12 protein-coding genes and 1 pseudogene are annotated in these 16,614 nt (G+C 74.3%); 5 read left to right on the forward strand and 8 right to left on the reverse strand.

Annotated features, from left to right (window positions below; translation table 11 throughout):
* Nucleotides 1–724: pseudogene (locus ABID81_RS05580) on the reverse strand (hypothetical protein); the annotation flags it as partial.
* Nucleotides 721–3,192 carry a glycosyltransferase gene (locus ABID81_RS05585; RefSeq protein ID WP_354593833.1) on the reverse strand — a complete coding sequence of 824 codons (2,472 nt, stop codon included), beginning with the start codon at nucleotides 3,190–3,192 and terminating at the stop codon, nucleotides 721–723. The pseudogene ABID81_RS05580 and the gene ABID81_RS05585, both read right to left, overlap by 4 nt.
* A gap of 341 nt (nucleotides 3,193–3,533) precedes the next feature.
* Between ABID81_RS05585 and ABID81_RS05590 the strand changes: the two genes are divergently transcribed.
* Nucleotides 3,534–4,877: a polysaccharide pyruvyl transferase family protein gene (locus ABID81_RS05590; RefSeq protein WP_354593834.1), complete on the forward strand. Its 1,344-nt coding sequence runs from the start codon at nucleotides 3,534–3,536 to the stop codon at nucleotides 4,875–4,877.
* A 269-nt stretch (nucleotides 4,878–5,146) separates the two neighbouring features.
* Here ABID81_RS05590 and ABID81_RS05595 read toward each other — a convergent pair whose 3' ends face one another.
* From ABID81_RS05595 to ABID81_RS05610, 4 genes are all read right to left on the reverse strand, one after another.
* Nucleotides 5,147–6,106: a helix-turn-helix transcriptional regulator gene (locus tag ABID81_RS05595; RefSeq protein WP_354593835.1), complete on the reverse strand. Its 960-nt coding sequence runs from the start codon at nucleotides 6,104–6,106 to the stop codon at nucleotides 5,147–5,149.
* Nucleotides 6,107–6,191: 85 nt separating this feature from the next.
* Complete coding sequence (locus ABID81_RS05600; RefSeq protein ID WP_354593836.1) at nucleotides 6,192–6,644, reverse strand: hypothetical protein; 453 nt, start codon at nucleotides 6,642–6,644, stop codon at nucleotides 6,192–6,194.
* 166 nt (nucleotides 6,645–6,810) lie between these two features.
* Nucleotides 6,811–7,365: a TetR/AcrR family transcriptional regulator gene (locus ABID81_RS05605; RefSeq protein WP_354593837.1), complete on the reverse strand. Its 555-nt coding sequence runs from the start codon at nucleotides 7,363–7,365 to the stop codon at nucleotides 6,811–6,813.
* Nucleotides 7,366–7,367: 2 nt separating this feature from the next.
* The gene (locus tag ABID81_RS05610) at nucleotides 7,368–7,952 is read right to left on the reverse strand and encodes a sugar O-acetyltransferase (RefSeq protein ID WP_354593838.1); all 585 of its coding nucleotides are present in this window, start codon (nucleotides 7,950–7,952) and stop codon (nucleotides 7,368–7,370) included.
* Nucleotides 7,953–7,998: 46 nt separating this feature from the next.
* Between ABID81_RS05610 and ABID81_RS05615 the strand changes: the two genes are divergently transcribed.
* The 4 genes from ABID81_RS05615 (at nucleotide 7,999) to ABID81_RS05630 (ending at nucleotide 13,797) form a co-directional block, all read left to right on the forward strand.
* Nucleotides 7,999–9,216, forward strand: a complete 1,218-nt coding sequence (locus ABID81_RS05615; RefSeq protein WP_354593839.1) for an MFS transporter — start codon at nucleotides 7,999–8,001, stop codon at nucleotides 9,214–9,216.
* A gap of 16 nt (nucleotides 9,217–9,232) precedes the next feature.
* Complete coding sequence (locus ABID81_RS05620) at nucleotides 9,233–10,717, forward strand: MFS transporter (RefSeq protein ID WP_354593840.1); 1,485 nt, start codon at nucleotides 9,233–9,235, stop codon at nucleotides 10,715–10,717.
* A gap of 233 nt (nucleotides 10,718–10,950) precedes the next feature.
* Nucleotides 10,951–11,424: a BLUF domain-containing protein gene (locus ABID81_RS05625; protein ID WP_354593841.1), complete on the forward strand. Its 474-nt coding sequence runs from the start codon at nucleotides 10,951–10,953 to the stop codon at nucleotides 11,422–11,424.
* A 78-nt stretch (nucleotides 11,425–11,502) separates the two neighbouring features.
* Nucleotides 11,503–13,797, forward strand: a complete 2,295-nt coding sequence (locus ABID81_RS05630; RefSeq protein WP_354593842.1) for an alpha-galactosidase — start codon at nucleotides 11,503–11,505, stop codon at nucleotides 13,795–13,797.
* 66 nt (nucleotides 13,798–13,863) lie between these two features.
* Here ABID81_RS05630 and ABID81_RS05635 read toward each other — a convergent pair whose 3' ends face one another.
* Nucleotides 13,864–15,093: a DUF8462 domain-containing protein gene (locus ABID81_RS05635; RefSeq protein ID WP_354593843.1), complete on the reverse strand. Its 1,230-nt coding sequence runs from the start codon at nucleotides 15,091–15,093 to the stop codon at nucleotides 13,864–13,866.
* 67 nt (nucleotides 15,094–15,160) lie between these two features.
* Nucleotides 15,161–16,525, reverse strand: a complete 1,365-nt coding sequence (locus ABID81_RS05640) for an ROK family protein (RefSeq protein WP_354593844.1) — start codon at nucleotides 16,523–16,525, stop codon at nucleotides 15,161–15,163.
* Nucleotides 16,526–16,614 lie beyond the last annotated feature (89 nt).

Raw genomic sequence — 16,614 nt, forward strand, 5'->3', positions numbered from 1 at the left:
CGGCCGGCCCGCGGCGCGCCCGCCCCCCGCGCCGCGGCCCCGCCGCCCCCCGGGCGGGGGGGCCCCCCCCCCGCGGGGGCGCCCCCCCCCCCGCGGGGGGGGGCCCCCCCCCGGCGCGGGGGGGGCCACCTCCGGCGGGCGGGGCACCCGGGCCCGCAGCACCCGCAGCACCGGCGCCGGCACCGGCACCGGCACCGGCGCCGAACGCGACCGGCCACTCGGGCGGGCAACCGTAGACCTCGTCGCCCACGGGCAGCGCGGTCGGGTGCCCGAGCACGACGTCGGCGAAGGGCACGCCGCCGGCCACGAGGGCGAGCCGGGCACTGAACGCGAGGTGGTCCACGACGATCTGGTCGGGCTGCACCGAGGCGACCACGTCGAGCACCGCGCGGGCCGTCGTGACGGGCTGCCACATGAGGTCGGTGAGGCGTTCGCGCGCCTGGTACGAGAGCGTCTCGACCATGCCGAGGCGGGTGGCGTCGAAGAAGCCGCGCAGCGACGCGTCCTCGTCGGCCACCTGCTCCTCCGCCCGGATCACCCCGGGGTTCGAGCCGCGCCCGAGCTGCAGGTGGACGCGCTCGAAGCCGAACGACTCGACGATGGCGGCGGTCGCGGGCCCGGTCGCGACGACGACGCGCTCGCCACGGTCGCGCCACTCGGTGGCGAGGGTGGCGAGCGGCAGCAGGTGCGAGGCGTAGTCGGGGCTGATCACGAGCAGGGTCATCGGGCGCTCACGCTCCACTCGCGCTGCTCGAGCTCGTCGTGGTGCACCGTGTCGTAGACGCCGGTCAGCGACCGCGCCATGGCCTGGATCGTGAAGGACCGCTCGACGGTGTCGCGCGACCGGGCCGCGCGCGCCTCCGTGGTCTCGGCCGCTGCCGCGGTCAGGGCCTCACCCATGGCCTGGCGGAGGGCGTCGACGTCCCAGGTGCGGGTGAGCCAGCCGGTGTCGCCCTGGCGCACGTAGGTCGACGGGCCGCCGCCCTGCGGCGCGACGACGAGCAGGCCGGTGCCCATGGCCTCGAGCAGGGCGATGCCGAACTCCTCCTTCAGGCTGCCGCAGACGTAGACGCCGCGGGGGGCCACCAGTCCGGGCAGGCCGAAACGGGCCGCGGCGACCCAGCGGGCGACGGTGTCGTTCGGTCGGTGGCCGGGCAGCAGCAGTCCGGAGGCGCGGTGCCGGCCCGCCGGGACGATCGCGTCGATCAGGTCGAGCTGTTCACGCTCGTCGGCGCTGGGGTGCTCGAGGTCGCCGCCGATCAGCAGCAGGTTCGCGCGGTCGCGCAGTGGAGGGAGATCGGCTGCGGCGCCGCCCGCGGCGTCCGACGCCCCGCCCCCGCCGCCTGCGCCCGCGGCATCCGACGCCCCGCTTCCGCCGGGTCCGCCGGCTTCGCCGGCTCCTCCGACCCCGCCGGTCTCGCCGGTCTCGCCGCCGGCCCAGGCCTCGACGATCGTGGCCATGCCCTTCACCCGGTGCAGGCGGCCGACGCTGACGAGCAGCGGCAGGCCGCGGCGCTCGGGCGGCAGCGTCTCGAGCAGGGCGCACAGCTCGGCGATCGGCGGGGTCGCCGGGCGTCCGGCGGCGTGCTCGGCGGCCTCGGCGACCGAGCGGTCGACCACGTCGAGGTCGATGCCCTCGGGCACGATCGTGTGCCGCTCGGGGTGCGAGGTGACGTCGATGCCGACCAGTTCGCGCATGTCGCGCTCCAGTTCGGGCCGGGGGAAGAGCACGGTGTGCGAGGCGTTCGAGGCGAGCTGTTGCACGAGTCGCGTGCGGAACCAGAAGTGCTCGACCTCGTCGACGTCGCCGAAGGTCTCGCGGGTCAAGGCGCCCGACAGGTCGAGCGACTGGATGACGGCGTGCGGGTCGGGCGCGACCGTGAACACGACGGGGATGTCGAGCTCGCGCGCCACGTCGGCCGCCGCGAGGCTGCCCACGTCGGCCATCCGCAGGTGCAGCAGGTCGACGCCGCCCGCGGCGCGCAGCACCCGGCGGATGCCCCGGCGGGCCGCGACCCGCAACGGCCACGCGGTCGCCGACGAGACGGGGTCGCTGAGCAGCGGCACCCGCCCGTACACGTGTCCGGAGGCGCGGGTCGCCAGGTCGTGGACGCTCGCGACGGCCGCTCCGGCCGAACCGCGCGAGAGGGTGACGACGCGATCGACGCTGCGTCCGCCGGGGACGTCGGCCGCGCCTCCTGCGCCGGGGCCGGCGAGCGCGGCGCGGGCTCCCCGCGCGGCGACCGCGTCACCGGGGCCGGCCGACACCGAGGAGGCGCCCGGACCGTCGGCCGCGGAGGGCGCCACGGCGAGGGCGTCGCCGAGTCGGACGAGCAGCGTCGCGATGCCGCCGTTGTCGCCGCTGCCGGCATGGGTGAGCCCGGCGTCGATGTCGGCGTGCAGGAAGAGCTGGGCGACGGTGAGGCCCTCGCGTCCGGCCGGATCGGTGCCGTCGAGCTCGGGGTCGAGTCCGCGGTCGCGGCGGCGGTCGCCGTCGGGCACCTCGTCGGGGGCCGACAGGTCGATCACCGAGAGGCGGGCGACGTCGCCCAGGTAGCCGTCGTGGCGGGCGAGCTCGTGGACCGCGGCCGCCACGCCCTGGTCGCCTCGACGCTGCCCGAGGGCGGACACGGCGGCGACGCGGACGTGCTCGTCCTCGCCCTCGTCGCGGGCGATCGTCAGCAGCGGACGCGAGGCGATGCGGGCCCGGACGAGGCCGAGCGTCTCGACCAGGCGGTACCGGGCGTCGGGTTCGCGGACGCCGATGAGCGTGCCCTCGAGCGCGACGCCGACCACGGCCGGGGCGGACGACGACCACTGCTCGAGCGTGCGCTGCGCGACCATGCCCGTGAACCCGCCCGCGACGACGAGGCCGATCAGGCGGCCCACCGTGTCGTGGCGGGGCAGGCGCTGGCTGAGCGCCGACGCCGCGTGCTCGCGCAGGAAGGTGCGGTCGCTCGACAGCAGGTCGCTCAGCACGACGTCGGCCTGCTCGTCGAAGACCTGGGCGAGGGCGTTCGTGGCGGCGATGGCGACGAGCTGGTCGTCGCTCTCGAGGGCGCCGCGCAGCACCCGGATCGTTCGGGCCCCGCCCGTGCGGGCCGCGTCGAGGGCGAGGTCGTCGGCCAGGCGCATCGAGTCGACCAGGCGGTCGGCCTCGTGGATCGCGTCGAGCGAGGTCTGGATGCCCATGACGGTGCCTCTCGGTGGTGCGGTGCGGTGCGGTGCGGTGTCGTGCGGTGGGGTCCCGTGCGGTGCGGTGGGGTCTCGGGCCGGCGCGCGGGGTCGGCCCCGGAGCCCGGGCCTGAGGGAGCCTATCGCCGCCCGGTGGCCGGTCGGTGCGGGATCGGCGCGGGGCCGGTGCGGGCCGGTTCGCGCCATGACGCCGCCGAGTGGACACGGCACCACGGCAAGGCGCGGTGCGGTGTCCACTCGGCGGTGTACTCGCCGGTGCGCTCGGCGCCGTGGGCGTCCGGTACCGTCGTGGGCGGCATCGATCCCGCTGCCGAGTCCCGCAGCGAGAGGCCCCACCCGTGCGAATCGTCACCATCGGAGACGTCGGCGTGCTCGACGGCATGGTCCACGTCGGGGACGAGGCGATGTTCCACGAGGCGACCGTGCAGCTGCGGGCCCGCGGCGCCACCATCACCGGCGTCTCGTCGAACCCGGCCGAGACCGCCGAGCGGTACGGCGTCGACGCCGTGCCCGCGATCGGGTTCCACCCCGCGACCACCGGCGGCCGGCTCGGCCAGCGCGAGCGCCGGGCCCGCGTGCTGTCGGCGATCGACGGAGGCGCGGGTCACCTCCCCCAGGACGACCCGGCCTGGCAGCTCGTCGAGGCCGTCCGGGCCGCCGACGGCGTGCTCGTCGCCGGTGGCGGCAACATGGCCTCGCTCTGGCCGATGCACGTGTACGAACGCAACACGCTCGGGCTGATCGCCCGCCGCTTCGGCAAGCCGCTCGTGGTCAGCGGGCAGACCATCGGCCCCGTCCTCGACGGCGAGGACCGCGAGCTCGTCACCGAGCTGCTCGACGCCGCCGCCCTCGTCGGGCTGCGCGAGGGCGCGTCGCTCGAGCTCGTGCGGTCGCTCGGGGTCGACGCCGCGAAGACGGTGGGGACGGTGGACGACGCGAGCTTCCTCGGGGTCGACGCCGCGAAGACCGTGGGGACGGTGGACGACGCGAGCTTCCTCGGGGTCGACGCCGCGCCTCCTGCGGTCGGTCGGGGGCGGCCGGAGGCCGACGGCTCGGCGGCGCCGGACGCCGACGGTTCGACCGCGCCCGACGCCGAGGGATCGACCGCGCCGTCCGCGCCGTACCTCGCCGTCAGCCTGTCGGCGCACGTGGGCGATGCCGATCGCGAGGCGTTCGCGGCCGCCGTCGCCCGGTTGCTCGACCGGGTCGCGGGTGAGGCGGGACTCGAGGTGGTGTTCCTCGCGCACTGGGCGTCGCTCGACCCGGCCGAGGAGCGCGGCGACTCGCTGCTGCACCGGGCCGTCCTCGACCGGCTGACCGTGCCGGCGCGGGTCGAGCCGACGACCGACTCCCCCGCGGCGGCGCGCTTCGCCCGGGGCGCGGCCCTGCACCTGACCAGCCGCTACCACCCGGCCGTCTTCGCCGTCGCGGGCGGCGTGCCGACCGTGGGGCTCGCGGTCGACGACTACACGACGATCAAGCTGACCGGAGCGCTCGGCAACTTCGGCCAGTCGAGCGTCGTCTCGGTCGACCAGCTGCTCGCGGGCGAGGCCGAGGAGGTCGCGCTGGCAACCTGGGCGGGACGCGACGAGGTGCGGACGGCATGGGCCGCGAGCCTCGACGAGACCCGGGCCGCGTCCTCCGCGTGGTGGGACCGCGTCGCCGCCGCCCTGCGCCCCTGACGCGACCCGCGCCTCCCGGGCACGGCCCCGCGCCGTGTGCACGCCCGCGGGTGGCGGCACGGCGCCAGGACGTGGCCACAGCACCAGGCCTCGTCGTGGTGCTGTGCCCATCTCCTGGTGCGGTGGGCGGCAGGCTGGCCACGCCACGCCACGCCACGCCACGAAGTGAACACGCCGCCACGCGATGTCGTGGCGGCGTGTTCACCTCGTGGCGGGGTAGCCGAGGAGGCGCGGTGAGACCCGCCCGGGCCGGCACGGCGCGCCGCGGGTCAGTGCTGCAGCGTCGCGCTGGGGTACTCGCCGAAGCGCTGGACGTACGACGCCGTGAAGCGGCTCAGGTGCGTGAAGCCCCACCGCTGGGCGACGGCGGAGATCGTGGCCTCGCCCGGCGCCAGCTCGAGCAGTTCGGCCCGCACGTGGTCGAGGCGGACGGTGCGCAGGTACTCGGTCGGCGTGACGCCGAGCTGCCGGCTGAACGCCTGCTGCAGACCACGCGGCGTGAGGTGCACGATCTCGGCGACCTGCGTCATGTTGACCGGCAGGTGCGCGTGGGTGTGCAGGTACTCGACGGCCTCGCGCAGGCGGGCGTTGCGGGGCACGAGCAGCGCGGGCGGCAGGTCGATCGAGCGGTGCGTGAACGTGTCGAGCAGCGCGATCGCCGACTGGCGGTTGAGCTCGGAGCGCAGCAGCTCGGTCGACTCGCCGCCGAGGATGGTCCTCGCGGCGTTGGTGATGGTCGCCTGCCAGCGCCGCAGGTCGCCCAGGTCGGGCACGGCGGTGTGGTCGAACTGCAGCGGCCCGGCGAGCGCGCCCTCGTGCTCGGCGGCGATGCGCTCGAGGTAGGCGGCGTCGAAGTGGACGAGGTTCTGGCGGTACTCGCGCACCTCGAACTCGAACGCCTTGCCGGTGGGGAACATCAGCGGGCGGCCGATCTCGAACGCGGCCTCTTCCGCCCCGACGTCGACCCGGCCCTCGCCCGCGGTGATCCACGCGACGACGTACTCGCGCTCGGGCTGGATCGCCCCGCGGATGTCGCCGAGGAACATCGCCGAGCGCAGCGTCATCTCCTGGTCGCCGGCCGTCGTGTACCGGTAGGCGAAGGTCTCCTGCCGGGTGTCGGTGCGGAACCCGGCGCCGTTGTAGGTGTCCTCGAACAGGGCGCGCGCCTGGTCCATGTCGCGGCCGCCCATCTCGGAGCGCACCGGGGGCAGGGTCTGTTCGGGTTCCATCAGAGTGATCCTGCCATGCCGGCAAGGGCGACGGGGTGCCCGGACGGGACGGGACCCCCGAAGCGGGGACGGTGGGGCTCGACGCTCACGCGACCGGAGGGGTCGCCGCGGGGCCGAAGGCCTTCGCGAACGCGGCCCGCAGCACGGCCTTGAAGCCCGACGGCAGGCGCGTGCGGTGCAGCACGTCGGCCTCGACGACCAGTGCGAAGAAGACCTCGCCCTCGACCAGCCACCACGCCCGCACGGTGTCGGCCGCGAAGACCGCCTCGCCGTCGGGCTCGTCGGGGCTCTCGACGATGACGCGGTCCTCGTAGAGGGCGACGGCACCGTGCTCGCCGTTCATCGAGGCCGAGCACTCGAAGATCAGGTCCGGGTCGAGCGGCGGCGCGAAGTCGCCGAAGAACAGGTCGGCCGCGGGGGTGCGGGCCGCGTCGCCGATCTGGCCGAAGTCGCTGGCCGCGTTGAAGTCGCCGAACGCCGTGTCGAGCACCTCGGGCGGGCCGGGCACGCGGCGCGACAGCTCGCTCTCTGCGTCCACTGGCTTCTCGACTCTCGTCCGGGTGCGGCGTGATCAAGGCCGCCGTGCAGCTTCTGCACCGGTTCCATTAGACCGCCTAGGCATCTCCCTACGCACCTCGGGGACAGCCCAGTTCGGTTTGTGGCCATGCGGCCACGAGCAATGCGGGAGGCGCGGGTCGCGCCGGTCAGGCGACGCGCGTGATGCGCTCCACGGCCTCGCGGGTCAGGGCCCGGCTGGGGGGCGAGGGGTCGAGGGCCCGGTGGATCGACAGCCCCTCGATCAACGCGTCGACCTGGCGGGCGGTTTCGGGGTCGAAGTGGCGCTCGAGCTCGACCCGGCTGCGCCGCATCCACTCGCGGGTGATCTCGCGGAACCGCGGCTCGCGGGCGGCCAGCGTGTAGAGCTCGTAGCTGAGCACCTGGTCGCGGACCGCGGCAGGGCCGGTCAGGTCGTCGTGGACCAACGCGACCACCGCCTCCTTGGCCTCGTCGCGGCTCGTGGCGCCGCCGAGCCGCGCCTCGAAGCGCACGATGATCGTCTCGGCGAAGCGCGAGAACGCCTCGTGCAGCAGCTCGTCCATGCCGTCGAAGTGGTAGGTCATCGAGCCGAGCGGCACGTCGGCACGCGCCGCGATCTTGCGGTGCGAGGCGCCGGCCACGCCGACCTCGGCCACGACGTCGAGCGCCACGTCGATCAGGCGGTCGCGACGGTCGGGCTCGGTGCGTCGGGTGGTGGCCACGGCTAGAGGCTCCTCACCACTCGGGCCGGGTTGCCGACGGCGACGACGTCCGCGGGGACGTCCTTCGTCACCACCGCCCCGGCGCCCACGACGCTGTTCTCGCCGATCGTCACGCCGGGCAGCACGACGACGCCGCCGCCGAGCCAGACGTTGTCGCCGATCGTGATCGGCTTCGCCGCCTCGAGCTTGTCGCGGCGCGGCTGCGGCTCGACCGGGTGCGTCGGCGTCAGCAGCTGCACGTTCGGGCCGATCTGGCAGTCGGCCCCGATGGTGATCGGTGCGACGTCCAGCGCGGTCAGCCCGTAGTTGACGAACGTGCCGGCCCCGATGGTGACGTGGCTGCCGTAGTCGACGAAGACGGGCGCCCGGACGTGCGCCGTCTCGTGCAGGCTGCCGAACAGCTCGCGGGCGATCGCCTGCGCGGCGTCGACGTCGTCGGCGTACGCCGCGGCGAAGCGGGCCTGCAGCGTGATCGCCCGCTGCTGCTGCACGGCGATGTCGGGATCGTCCGAGACATAGAGGTCGCCCGCGAGCATGCGCTCGTGGTTGGTGCGCGGGTCGCCGGCGAAGTGGTCGGTGGTCGTCATGCACGACACCCTAGACGACGAGCGTACGAACGTACACACTGGACCCATGAGCACCCGCCCGCCGTTCAGCCCCGAGCTCGCCCGACGTCGGGCGGCGGTGTTCGTCTTCATGGCCGTCGTCGGCGTCTCGCTGGCCTCGTGGGTCGTGCGCACCCCGGCCATCCGCGACCTGCTGCAGGCGTCGACCGGCGAGATGGGCCTGGTCATCTTCGGCCTGTCGGTCGGCTCGATGGGCGGCATCCTGTCGTCTGCGCCGATCGTGCGCCGCCACGGAGCCCACCGCGCCGTGGCGATCGGCGGCACCTCGCTGGTCGTCGGGGTCGCGCTCGTCGGCCTCGCGGCCGCGCTCTCGCTCACGCCCGGCGTCTTCGCCGGCCTGGCCCTGGTCGGGGCCGGCGTCGGGCTCGCCGAGATCGCGGTCAACATCGAGGGCGCCGCCATCGAGACCGCCTCCGGGCGGTCGGTGCTGCCCGTGCTGCACGGCTGCTTCAGCCTCGGCACGGTCGCGGGCGCCGGCGCCGGCATCCTGCTCACGGCGACGCACGTGCCCGTCCCGTGGCACCTGCTCGGGGTCGCCCTGGCGGGCGGCGCCGCGCTGGCCTGGGCGGTGCCGGTGGTGCCGCGCTCGACGGGACGCTCCGATGCGCCGGCCGAGCGCGCCTCCGGGGTACGGGACCGCCTCGCCGGGTCGCTCGCCGTCTGGCGCGACCGCCGGCTCGTTCTGCTCGGCCTGATCGTGCTCGCGCTCGCCCTGGCCGAGGGCTCGGCCAACGACTGGCTGCCGCTGCTCTTCGTCGACGGGCACGGCGTCTCGGCGACCGCCGGCACGGTCGTCTTCACGGCGTTCGCGGCGGCGATGACGGTCGGCCGGTTCGCCGGCGAACCGTTGCTCGCCCGGTTCGGCCGCGCGATCGTGCTGCGGGCGAGCGCCCTGGTCTCGGCGGTCGGCATCGCCCTCGTCGTGTTCTCGGACTCGGTGGTCGTCGCCGGCGTCGCCGTCGTGCTCTGGGGGCTCGGCGCCGCCCTGGGGTTCCCGGTGACGGTCTCGGCCGCGGCGGACGGCGACGACCCGACGTCGGCGGTCGGAGCGGTCGCGACCATGGCCTACGTGGCGTTCCTGGTCGGGCCGCCGCTGCTCGGCTTCGTCGGCGAGCAGGTGGGGCTGCGCAGCGCGATGATCGTCGTCCTGGTGGTCGTCGTGGGCGCCTCGCTCCTCACGTCGGCGGCACGTCCCCGCACGCGGTCCACGGCCGCCCGGCCTTAGTGTACGTTCGTACACCATGACGTCACCGACGACCTCTCCCGCCGTCCCGGCCCGCACCGTGCCGACGCGCGAGGACCGCCGAGCCCGACTCGGCGTCGCCCTGCTCTTCTTCACCAACGGCGCCCTGTTCGCGAACATCCTGCCGCGCTACCCCGCCATCAAGGACGGCCTCGACCTCTCGAACGCCGACTTCGGCCTGGCGGTCGCCGCGTTCCCGGTCGGAGCGCTCGTCGCGGGCCTCGGGGCCGGCTGGCTCATCCGGCGCTTCCGGTCGTCACGCGTCGCCGTGATCGGCACCGTGATCACCGGCGTCGCCGTGCTGCTGGCCGGCATCGCCCCGGTCGGCGGCCTGCTCGCGGCGGGCTTCCTGCTCGCGGGGGCGATGGACGCCATCGTCGACGTCTCGCAGAACTCGCACGGGCTGCGGGTGCAGTACCGCTACCGGCGGTCGATCCTCAACTCGTTCCACGCGGTCTGGAGCATCGGCGCCGTCCTCGGCGGCCTCATGGGCGGTGCCGCGGCGGGCCTCGGCGTCCCGGTGGCATGGCACCTCGGCGCGTCGGCGCTCGTCTTCGCGGTCGTCGCGATCGTGTCGTACCCGCTGCTGCTGGCCGGGCCCGAACCGGTCGAGGGCTCGGCCGAGGGTGCGGCCGGGTCGGTCGACGCCGGCCTCGACGTCGCCGCGGGCGCCGGGCCGGGCGTCGCACCCGCGGCGGACGTCGCCGCGGACCGGGCTGCAGCGCACGGGGCCACGGCGCACGGGGCTGCGGCGGTCGGGACTGCGGCGGTCGGGGGCTCGGCGACGGTGCCCGACGGCACCGGAGCACCGGAGGCGCGGGCCGACTCGACGACCGGGGCGGGCGGTCCCGACGACGCGACCCGCGCCTCCTCGGGTCGTGATGGTCGCCCGGTCCCGGTCGGGCTCGTCGCGAAGTGGGGAGTGCTGCTCGCCCTCGTCGTCATCGCGTCGTCGGGCGCGGTCGTCGAGGACGCGGGCAGCACCTGGGCGGCGCTCTACCTCGGCTCGCTCGGCGCGGGCGTCACCGTCGCCGCCCTCGGGTTCGTCGCGCTGCAGGGCGCCCAGTTCGTCGGGCGGCTGCTCGGCGACGGCATGGTCGACCGCTTCGGGCAGAAGGCCGTCGCCCGGGCCGGAGGCGTGTTCGTCGCGGTCGGCATGGGCGTCGCCCTGGCGTTCCCGTCGGTCATCGGCACCATCGTGGGCTTCGCGGCGGCGGGGTTCGGCGTCGCGACGTTGATCCCGGCGGCGATGCACGCGGCGGACAACCTGCCCGGGTTCCGCGCGGGCACGGGGCTGACGCTGGTCAGCTGGTTGCTGCGGCTCGGCTTCCTGGCGTCGCCGCCGATCGTCGGGTTCGTCGCGGACTCGGAGGGGCTGCGGTACGGACTGCTGCTCGTGCCCGTGGTCGGCGTGGCCGTCGTGCTGCTCGCCGGGGTGCTCGAAGGGCGCCGGACGCGGGGGTCGGCGCCGCGGGGCAGCTGATCCGAAGCGGGTCGGGGCGAGGACGCACCACCGTCGCGTCGTCGAACCACGCTCCGGGGTGGTTCGACGACGCGGGCGTGGTGCGACCCGACCCGGCCGGGCGACCGCCGGGCCGGCTGACCACCGGGCCGGCCGTGGTGGCGCTCCGGACGACCGCGCCCAGAACTGGGGAGGGCGGAGCGACGGCCGGGCGGGCAGACTCGGTCGAGCCCTGAGCCCGAGGAGGCCCGACCGTGCTGTCCACCGTGTACGTCAGCCGATCGTCGTACCCGTTCACCGACGACGATCTGGCGAACCTGTTGATGACCAGTCGCGCCAACAACGCCCGCCTGGGCATCACCGGCATGCTGTTGCACCGCGAGGGCCGCTTCATCCAGGTGCTCGAGGGGCCCGAGGAGGCGGTGCGAGCGCGCCTCGCGGTCATCGCGCGCGACCCCCGGCACACCGGGGTGAACACGATCGTCGACGAGCTCGTGCCCGACCGGCTCTTTCCCGGGTGGACGATGGGCTACCGGGCCGTCACCGACGACCTGGCCTCGTCCCTGCCGGGGTACGCCGACGTCTTCGGCGCCTCGGCCGACGACCTGGCCGACGGGGCGAGCGGCCTGTCCCCGTCGTCCGCGTACAAGGTCCGCACGCTGCTGCGCTGGTTCCGCGAGCAGCCGACCACGGTCACCGACGAGCTCTTCTCGCCCCGCGCCTCCTGACCCCGGCGGGGTTGTGACGCCGACTCGACGTCGGAGATACTTTCTGGACGAAAGTATGTCTCGCCGTCTGGAGCCACCGTGTCGCACCCCATCCCGTCGCCCACCGTCGCCGTGCCCTCCGGCACACCGGACGCGTTCGTCCACCTGAGCAGCGCGGGCGTCAGCCTGCTGCTGGACGTGACCGCCGGGCGGCTGCCCTCGGTCGTGCACTGGGGCGCAGCCCTCGAGCGTCCGGGCCTCGACGACGTGCGGTCGCTCGCGTCCGCGGCCGTGCCGCCGTACGTCAACAACCTGATGGACGAGCCCGTGCGGCTGGCGATCCTGCCCGAGCACCACGCGGGCTGGTCGGGCAAGCCGGGGGTCGGCGGCCACCGGTCCGACGGCGCCGACTGGTCGCCGCGGTTCACGGTGGACACGCTCGACGTGACGGGCGAGGCCGAGACGACCCGCGCCTCCTCGGGCCCCGGGCTGATCGACGCGGGAGCCGCCCTCGTGACGGTCGGGGCGCGCGACGAGGTCGCCGGGCTCGCGCTCGTTCTCGAGGTCGAGCTGACCGACAGCGGGCTCGTCCGCACCCGGGCCGAGCTGACGAACGTGGCCGGCCGGGCGGGCGACACGGCGGGCCACGCCGCGAGCGCGGCGGCCGACGTCTACACCGTGACCGACCTGCACCTGGCCCTGCCGGTGCCGCCGCGGGCGCGCGAGATCCTCGACTTCGCCGGCCGCTGGGGCAAGGAGCGCACCCCGCAGCGTCGTGAGCTCGTCGTCGGCGTCCACGAGCGCGAGGGTCGCAAGGGCCGCACCGGCCCCGACGCCGCGACCGTGCTGAGCGTGGGCGTGCCGGGCTTCGGCTTCGGGGCGGGCTCCGGCGAGGTCTGGGGCCTGCACGTCGGCTTCAGCGGCGGACACCGGCACTACGCCGAGCGGCTGTCGACCGGCGTGCAGGTGCTGGGCGGCGGCGAACTGCTGCTGCCGGGCGAGGTGCGGCTCGAGGTCGGCGAGTCGTACCGCAGCCCGTGGGTGTACGCGTCGTACGGCGACGGCCTCGACGACCAGGCCCGCCGGTTCCACCGCTGGCTGCGGTCGCGCGAGCAGCACCCCACCCGCCCGCGCCCGACGACGATCAACGTGTGGGAGGCCGTCTACTTCGACCACGACCTCGCCCGCCTGCGTGACCTGGCCGACCGGGCCGCCGCCCTCGGCGTCGAACGGTACGTGCTCGACGACGGCTGGTTCCACGGCCGACGCGACGACCACGCGGGCCTCGGCGACTGGGTGGTCGACGCCGACGTCTGGCCCGACGGCCTGGCACCGCTGATCGACCACGTGACCGGCCTCGGCATGGAGTTCGGCCTGTGGTTCGAACCCGAGATGGTGAACGAGGACAGCGACTTGGCCCGCGCCCACCCCGAGTGGATGCTGCAGACCGGCGACCGCCTCCCCCCGCGGTCGCGCGACCAGCAGGTGCTCGACCTCGGCAACCCGGAGGCGTTCGAGCACGTGCTCGGGCAGATGACGGCGATCCTCACCGAGTACGACATCGCGTACCTCAAGTGGGACCACAACCGCGACCTCGTCGACGCCGGCACCTGGCCGACCGGCGCCGCGGGCGTCCACGAGCAGACCCTGGCGGCGTACCGGCTGATGGACGAGCTGAAGGCGCGGTTCGTCGGCCTCGAGATCGAGGCCTGCTCGTCGGGCGGCGCACGCGTCGACCTGGGCGTGCTCGAGCGGGCCGACCGGGTCTGGGTGAGCGACTGCATCGACCCGCTCGAGCGCCAGCAGATGAACCGGTGGACGATGCAGCTGCTGCCACCCGAGCTGATGGGCTCGCACATCGCCTCGGGCGTCAGCCACATGACCGGCCGTTGGCACGAGCTGTCGTTCCGGGCGGGCACGGCGTTGTTCGGCCACCTCGGCATCGAGTGGGACCTCGCCCGCGCCACCGACGCCGAGAACCGCGACCTGGCCGAGTGGATCGCCCTCTACAAGCGCCACCGCCACCTGATGCACACGGGCGACGTCGTGCGGGTCGACGCGGCCGACCCGGCGCTGCTGGTCTACGGCACGGTCGCGGCCGACGCGAGCGAGGCGCTGTTCTTCCTCGCGTACGTCGGACGCTCGGACGTCGCGCCGTTCGGTCGCGTGGCCCTGCCCGGCCTCGACCCGGCGCGGCGCTACCGGGTCGCCCCCGTGCTCGTCGGGGCGCCGGACCACGGCCTGACGCCGCCGCCCTGGTGGGGAGCGGCGGACGCGGACGGCTCGTACCCGGGCGTCGTGCTCGACGGGCGCGCCCTGGCCGTGGTCGGGCTGCAGGCGCCCGCGTCGTTCCCCGACCGGGTGGTGCTGCTGCGGGTGACCGCCGAGGGGTGAGGGGGGCGCGGGCCGCAGGAGGCGCGGGCGGGGCTTCGAGAACCCCCGTCTCAGGATCATCGCCACTCAGGCTCGGGAAGTGTCCTTCTTCGACCGTCGCTGGACGGGAGGAACGTCAAGAGTAGGAACGGCTCTCAGCATGAACTTGTCGAAGTCAGGCACGGTGAAGGCTGCAAAACCATGGTCGGGCGTGTAGAGCAGCCCCATCTCTATGAGCTCTGCCCGTGTCGGTCCGAGTTGCGTCGAATCCCTCCCGAGGAGACGAGCGACGTCTGCGGCCTTCTGGGCTGCCGGTCCGAGTTCTGCCATGGCCCGCATGTAAGCCGTCTGCAGCGGCGTCGCGCGATCGAGTCGGACCCGGAAGAAGGAGCTGTCCAGCTTGGCCTCGTAGGCGTCACGAGCAAGCTCGATGTCTTCGACGAAGATGCGATTCGCCGTCGCGACAGTCCAGACTTGGTAGCCAAGCTCCTGGATGAAGTACGGATAGCCGCGAGTGATCTCGATGGCGAGTTCGACAGCATCGTCCGCGTAGATGGCACCCTCGGCCAGCGCGGGCTCGGTCAGAGCCTTTCGGGCGTCGTCTCCGATGAGGGAGTCGATCTTGGGGAACTTGAACAAGCGCTCGGCGTATGACTTGGCGTCCCCGGCGAGTTCCGCGATCTGAGGAAGCCCTGCTCCCACGAAGGTGACGGGTAGCTTCTTCTGGACCGTCTTGTGGATGGACTGGATGAGAGCTTCCAACTGTGAAGACCGCAAGAACTGGATCTCATCGACGACGAGCACCAATCCTCGCCCTTGTTCCTTCGCGGCCTCGCCGACGGCGAGCAAGACATCGGTGAGGTCCATCCCGAGGTCGCCGTGGTCGGCCGACCCCTCGGCCGGTGGGACGTCCCAGGACATCGACCAGGCCCCCTGGTTGTCCACAGAGAGGGCGAACGAACTCAGGACCTCCGCCGCCCGCTGACCTCTCGAGGTCCACCTGGCCCGTGGGGACAGCCTCAGGAGCGCCGCCTTGAGCTGCGAGAACATGGTCTGACGGAAGTAACCGTCCTCATGCTTCCTGGCCTCGAATTCGATGACTTCCCATCGAGCCTCCGCCGCGATGTCGACGAATCGATTGAGCAACACGGTCTTGCCGACGCCTCGTAAACCCGTGATGATCATGGACTGCTCGGAACGCCCCCGGCTGAGCCGCTTCAGGAGGAGTTCGAATGCCTCGGTCTGATCGTCTCTCCCGATGAGGATCTCAGGAGACGCTCCCGCATTGGGCGTGTATGGATTGTCCAGACTGTCCATCGTCCGATCGTAGGTTGTTTATGTCGTTTTATCCAATTGAAATAAAACGCGATAAATTAGCTAATCCTCAGCGGCCGAGCGCGTGCATCTGGATGGCGACGGCGGCGGCGCCCCGGGCCCACTCGTCGAAGCGGAACTCCTGGACGACGAGCCGGGGCGCGGGCGTCGACGGATGCGTGCCGCCCGCGATCGCGCGGTCGACCGCGGCGGCGGCGACCGTCGCGAGTCGCACGCCCTCACCCGACAGCAGGACCGCCTCGGGGTCGAGCACGTTGAGCACGCCGGCGATCAGCTGCCCGAGGACGTCGGCTGCGGCGTCGACGACGACCCGCGCCTCCTCGTCCCCGGCGGCGGCGAGGTCGAGCAGGTCGTCGTAGCCGACGGGGCGACCGAGGGCCCGGGCGGCGGCGGCCTCGACGGCGGTCACCGTGAGGAAGGCTCCGGCGCAGTCGTGGTGGCCGAGGTCGCAGGTGGGAAGCGGCGCGGCGGCGGGGACGGGAGCGGGAGCGGCGGCGGGGGCGGAAACGGGGACGGGAGCGGCGGCGGGCGTGCTCGGGGCAGGCGCGGCAGCCGCCGGCACGGCCGCCGTCGGCGCGGCAGCCGCCGACACGATGAGGGCGGCCGCGGGCACGACGACGCGCTGGTGACCGACGCTCCCCGCCGACGAGTGCGCTCCGCCGAGCACCTCGCCCGCGGTGACGAGGCCGAGGCCGACCCCGGCGCCGATCGTCACGAGGGCGAACGAGCGCAGCCCGCGTCCCTCGCCGAACCAGAGCTCGGCCCGGGTGAGCGCGCGCACGTCGTTCTCGACCCAGGTCGGCAGGCCGGACGCGCTGGTCAGCAGGCCGGCGAGCGGCACGTCGTCCCAGCCGAGGAAGGGCGCGTGCCGGACGACCGCCCGGTCGACGACCTGCCCACCGACCGTGACGCCCAGCGCACGGATGCGGTCGTCCCGGTCGCGGGCACCGCCGACGACCCGGGCGATCTGCTCGACGACGGCGTCGGGCGAGCGGTCGGGGAGGCGCTCGTCGCGTTCGGACAGCACCTCGCCCCGCTGGTCGGTGACGACGACGAAGAGGCGGTCGTGGGTCAGCTTCACGCCGACGAAGTGGTGCGCGTCGGGGTCGAGGTCGAGCGGGACCGACGGCCGACCCGAGCCCGAGACCGCGAGCGCGGCCCGTTCGACCAGCAGTCCGCTCTCGAGCAGGGGCTTGGTGATGCGTGTGAGGCTCGGGCCCGAGAGTCCGAGGCGCTCGGCGAGCTGCGTCCGGGGGCGGGGGCCGTGCACGAGGATCTCGAGCACCACGGCCTGCGCGCTGCCGGCCAGCGGGGCCCAGCCGTCGACCCCGGGGCGGGGGTGGGGGTCGGACGGCCCGCGGTCACCGGGCCCGGGCAGGCCGGCGTCGGCGTCCGTGTCGCGGGAGTCCGTCACGCGACGATCCTATGCAGCCGACCCGCGCCTCCTCGTCTCGATCCCCCGGCTCGTGCGGCAGGACCGGTGTCGCACCGCCTCGTACCCCG

It is taken from the genome of Frigoribacterium sp. PvP054, assembly GCF_040547465.1.
GTDB lineage: Bacteria > Actinomycetota > Actinomycetes > Actinomycetales > Microbacteriaceae > Frigoribacterium.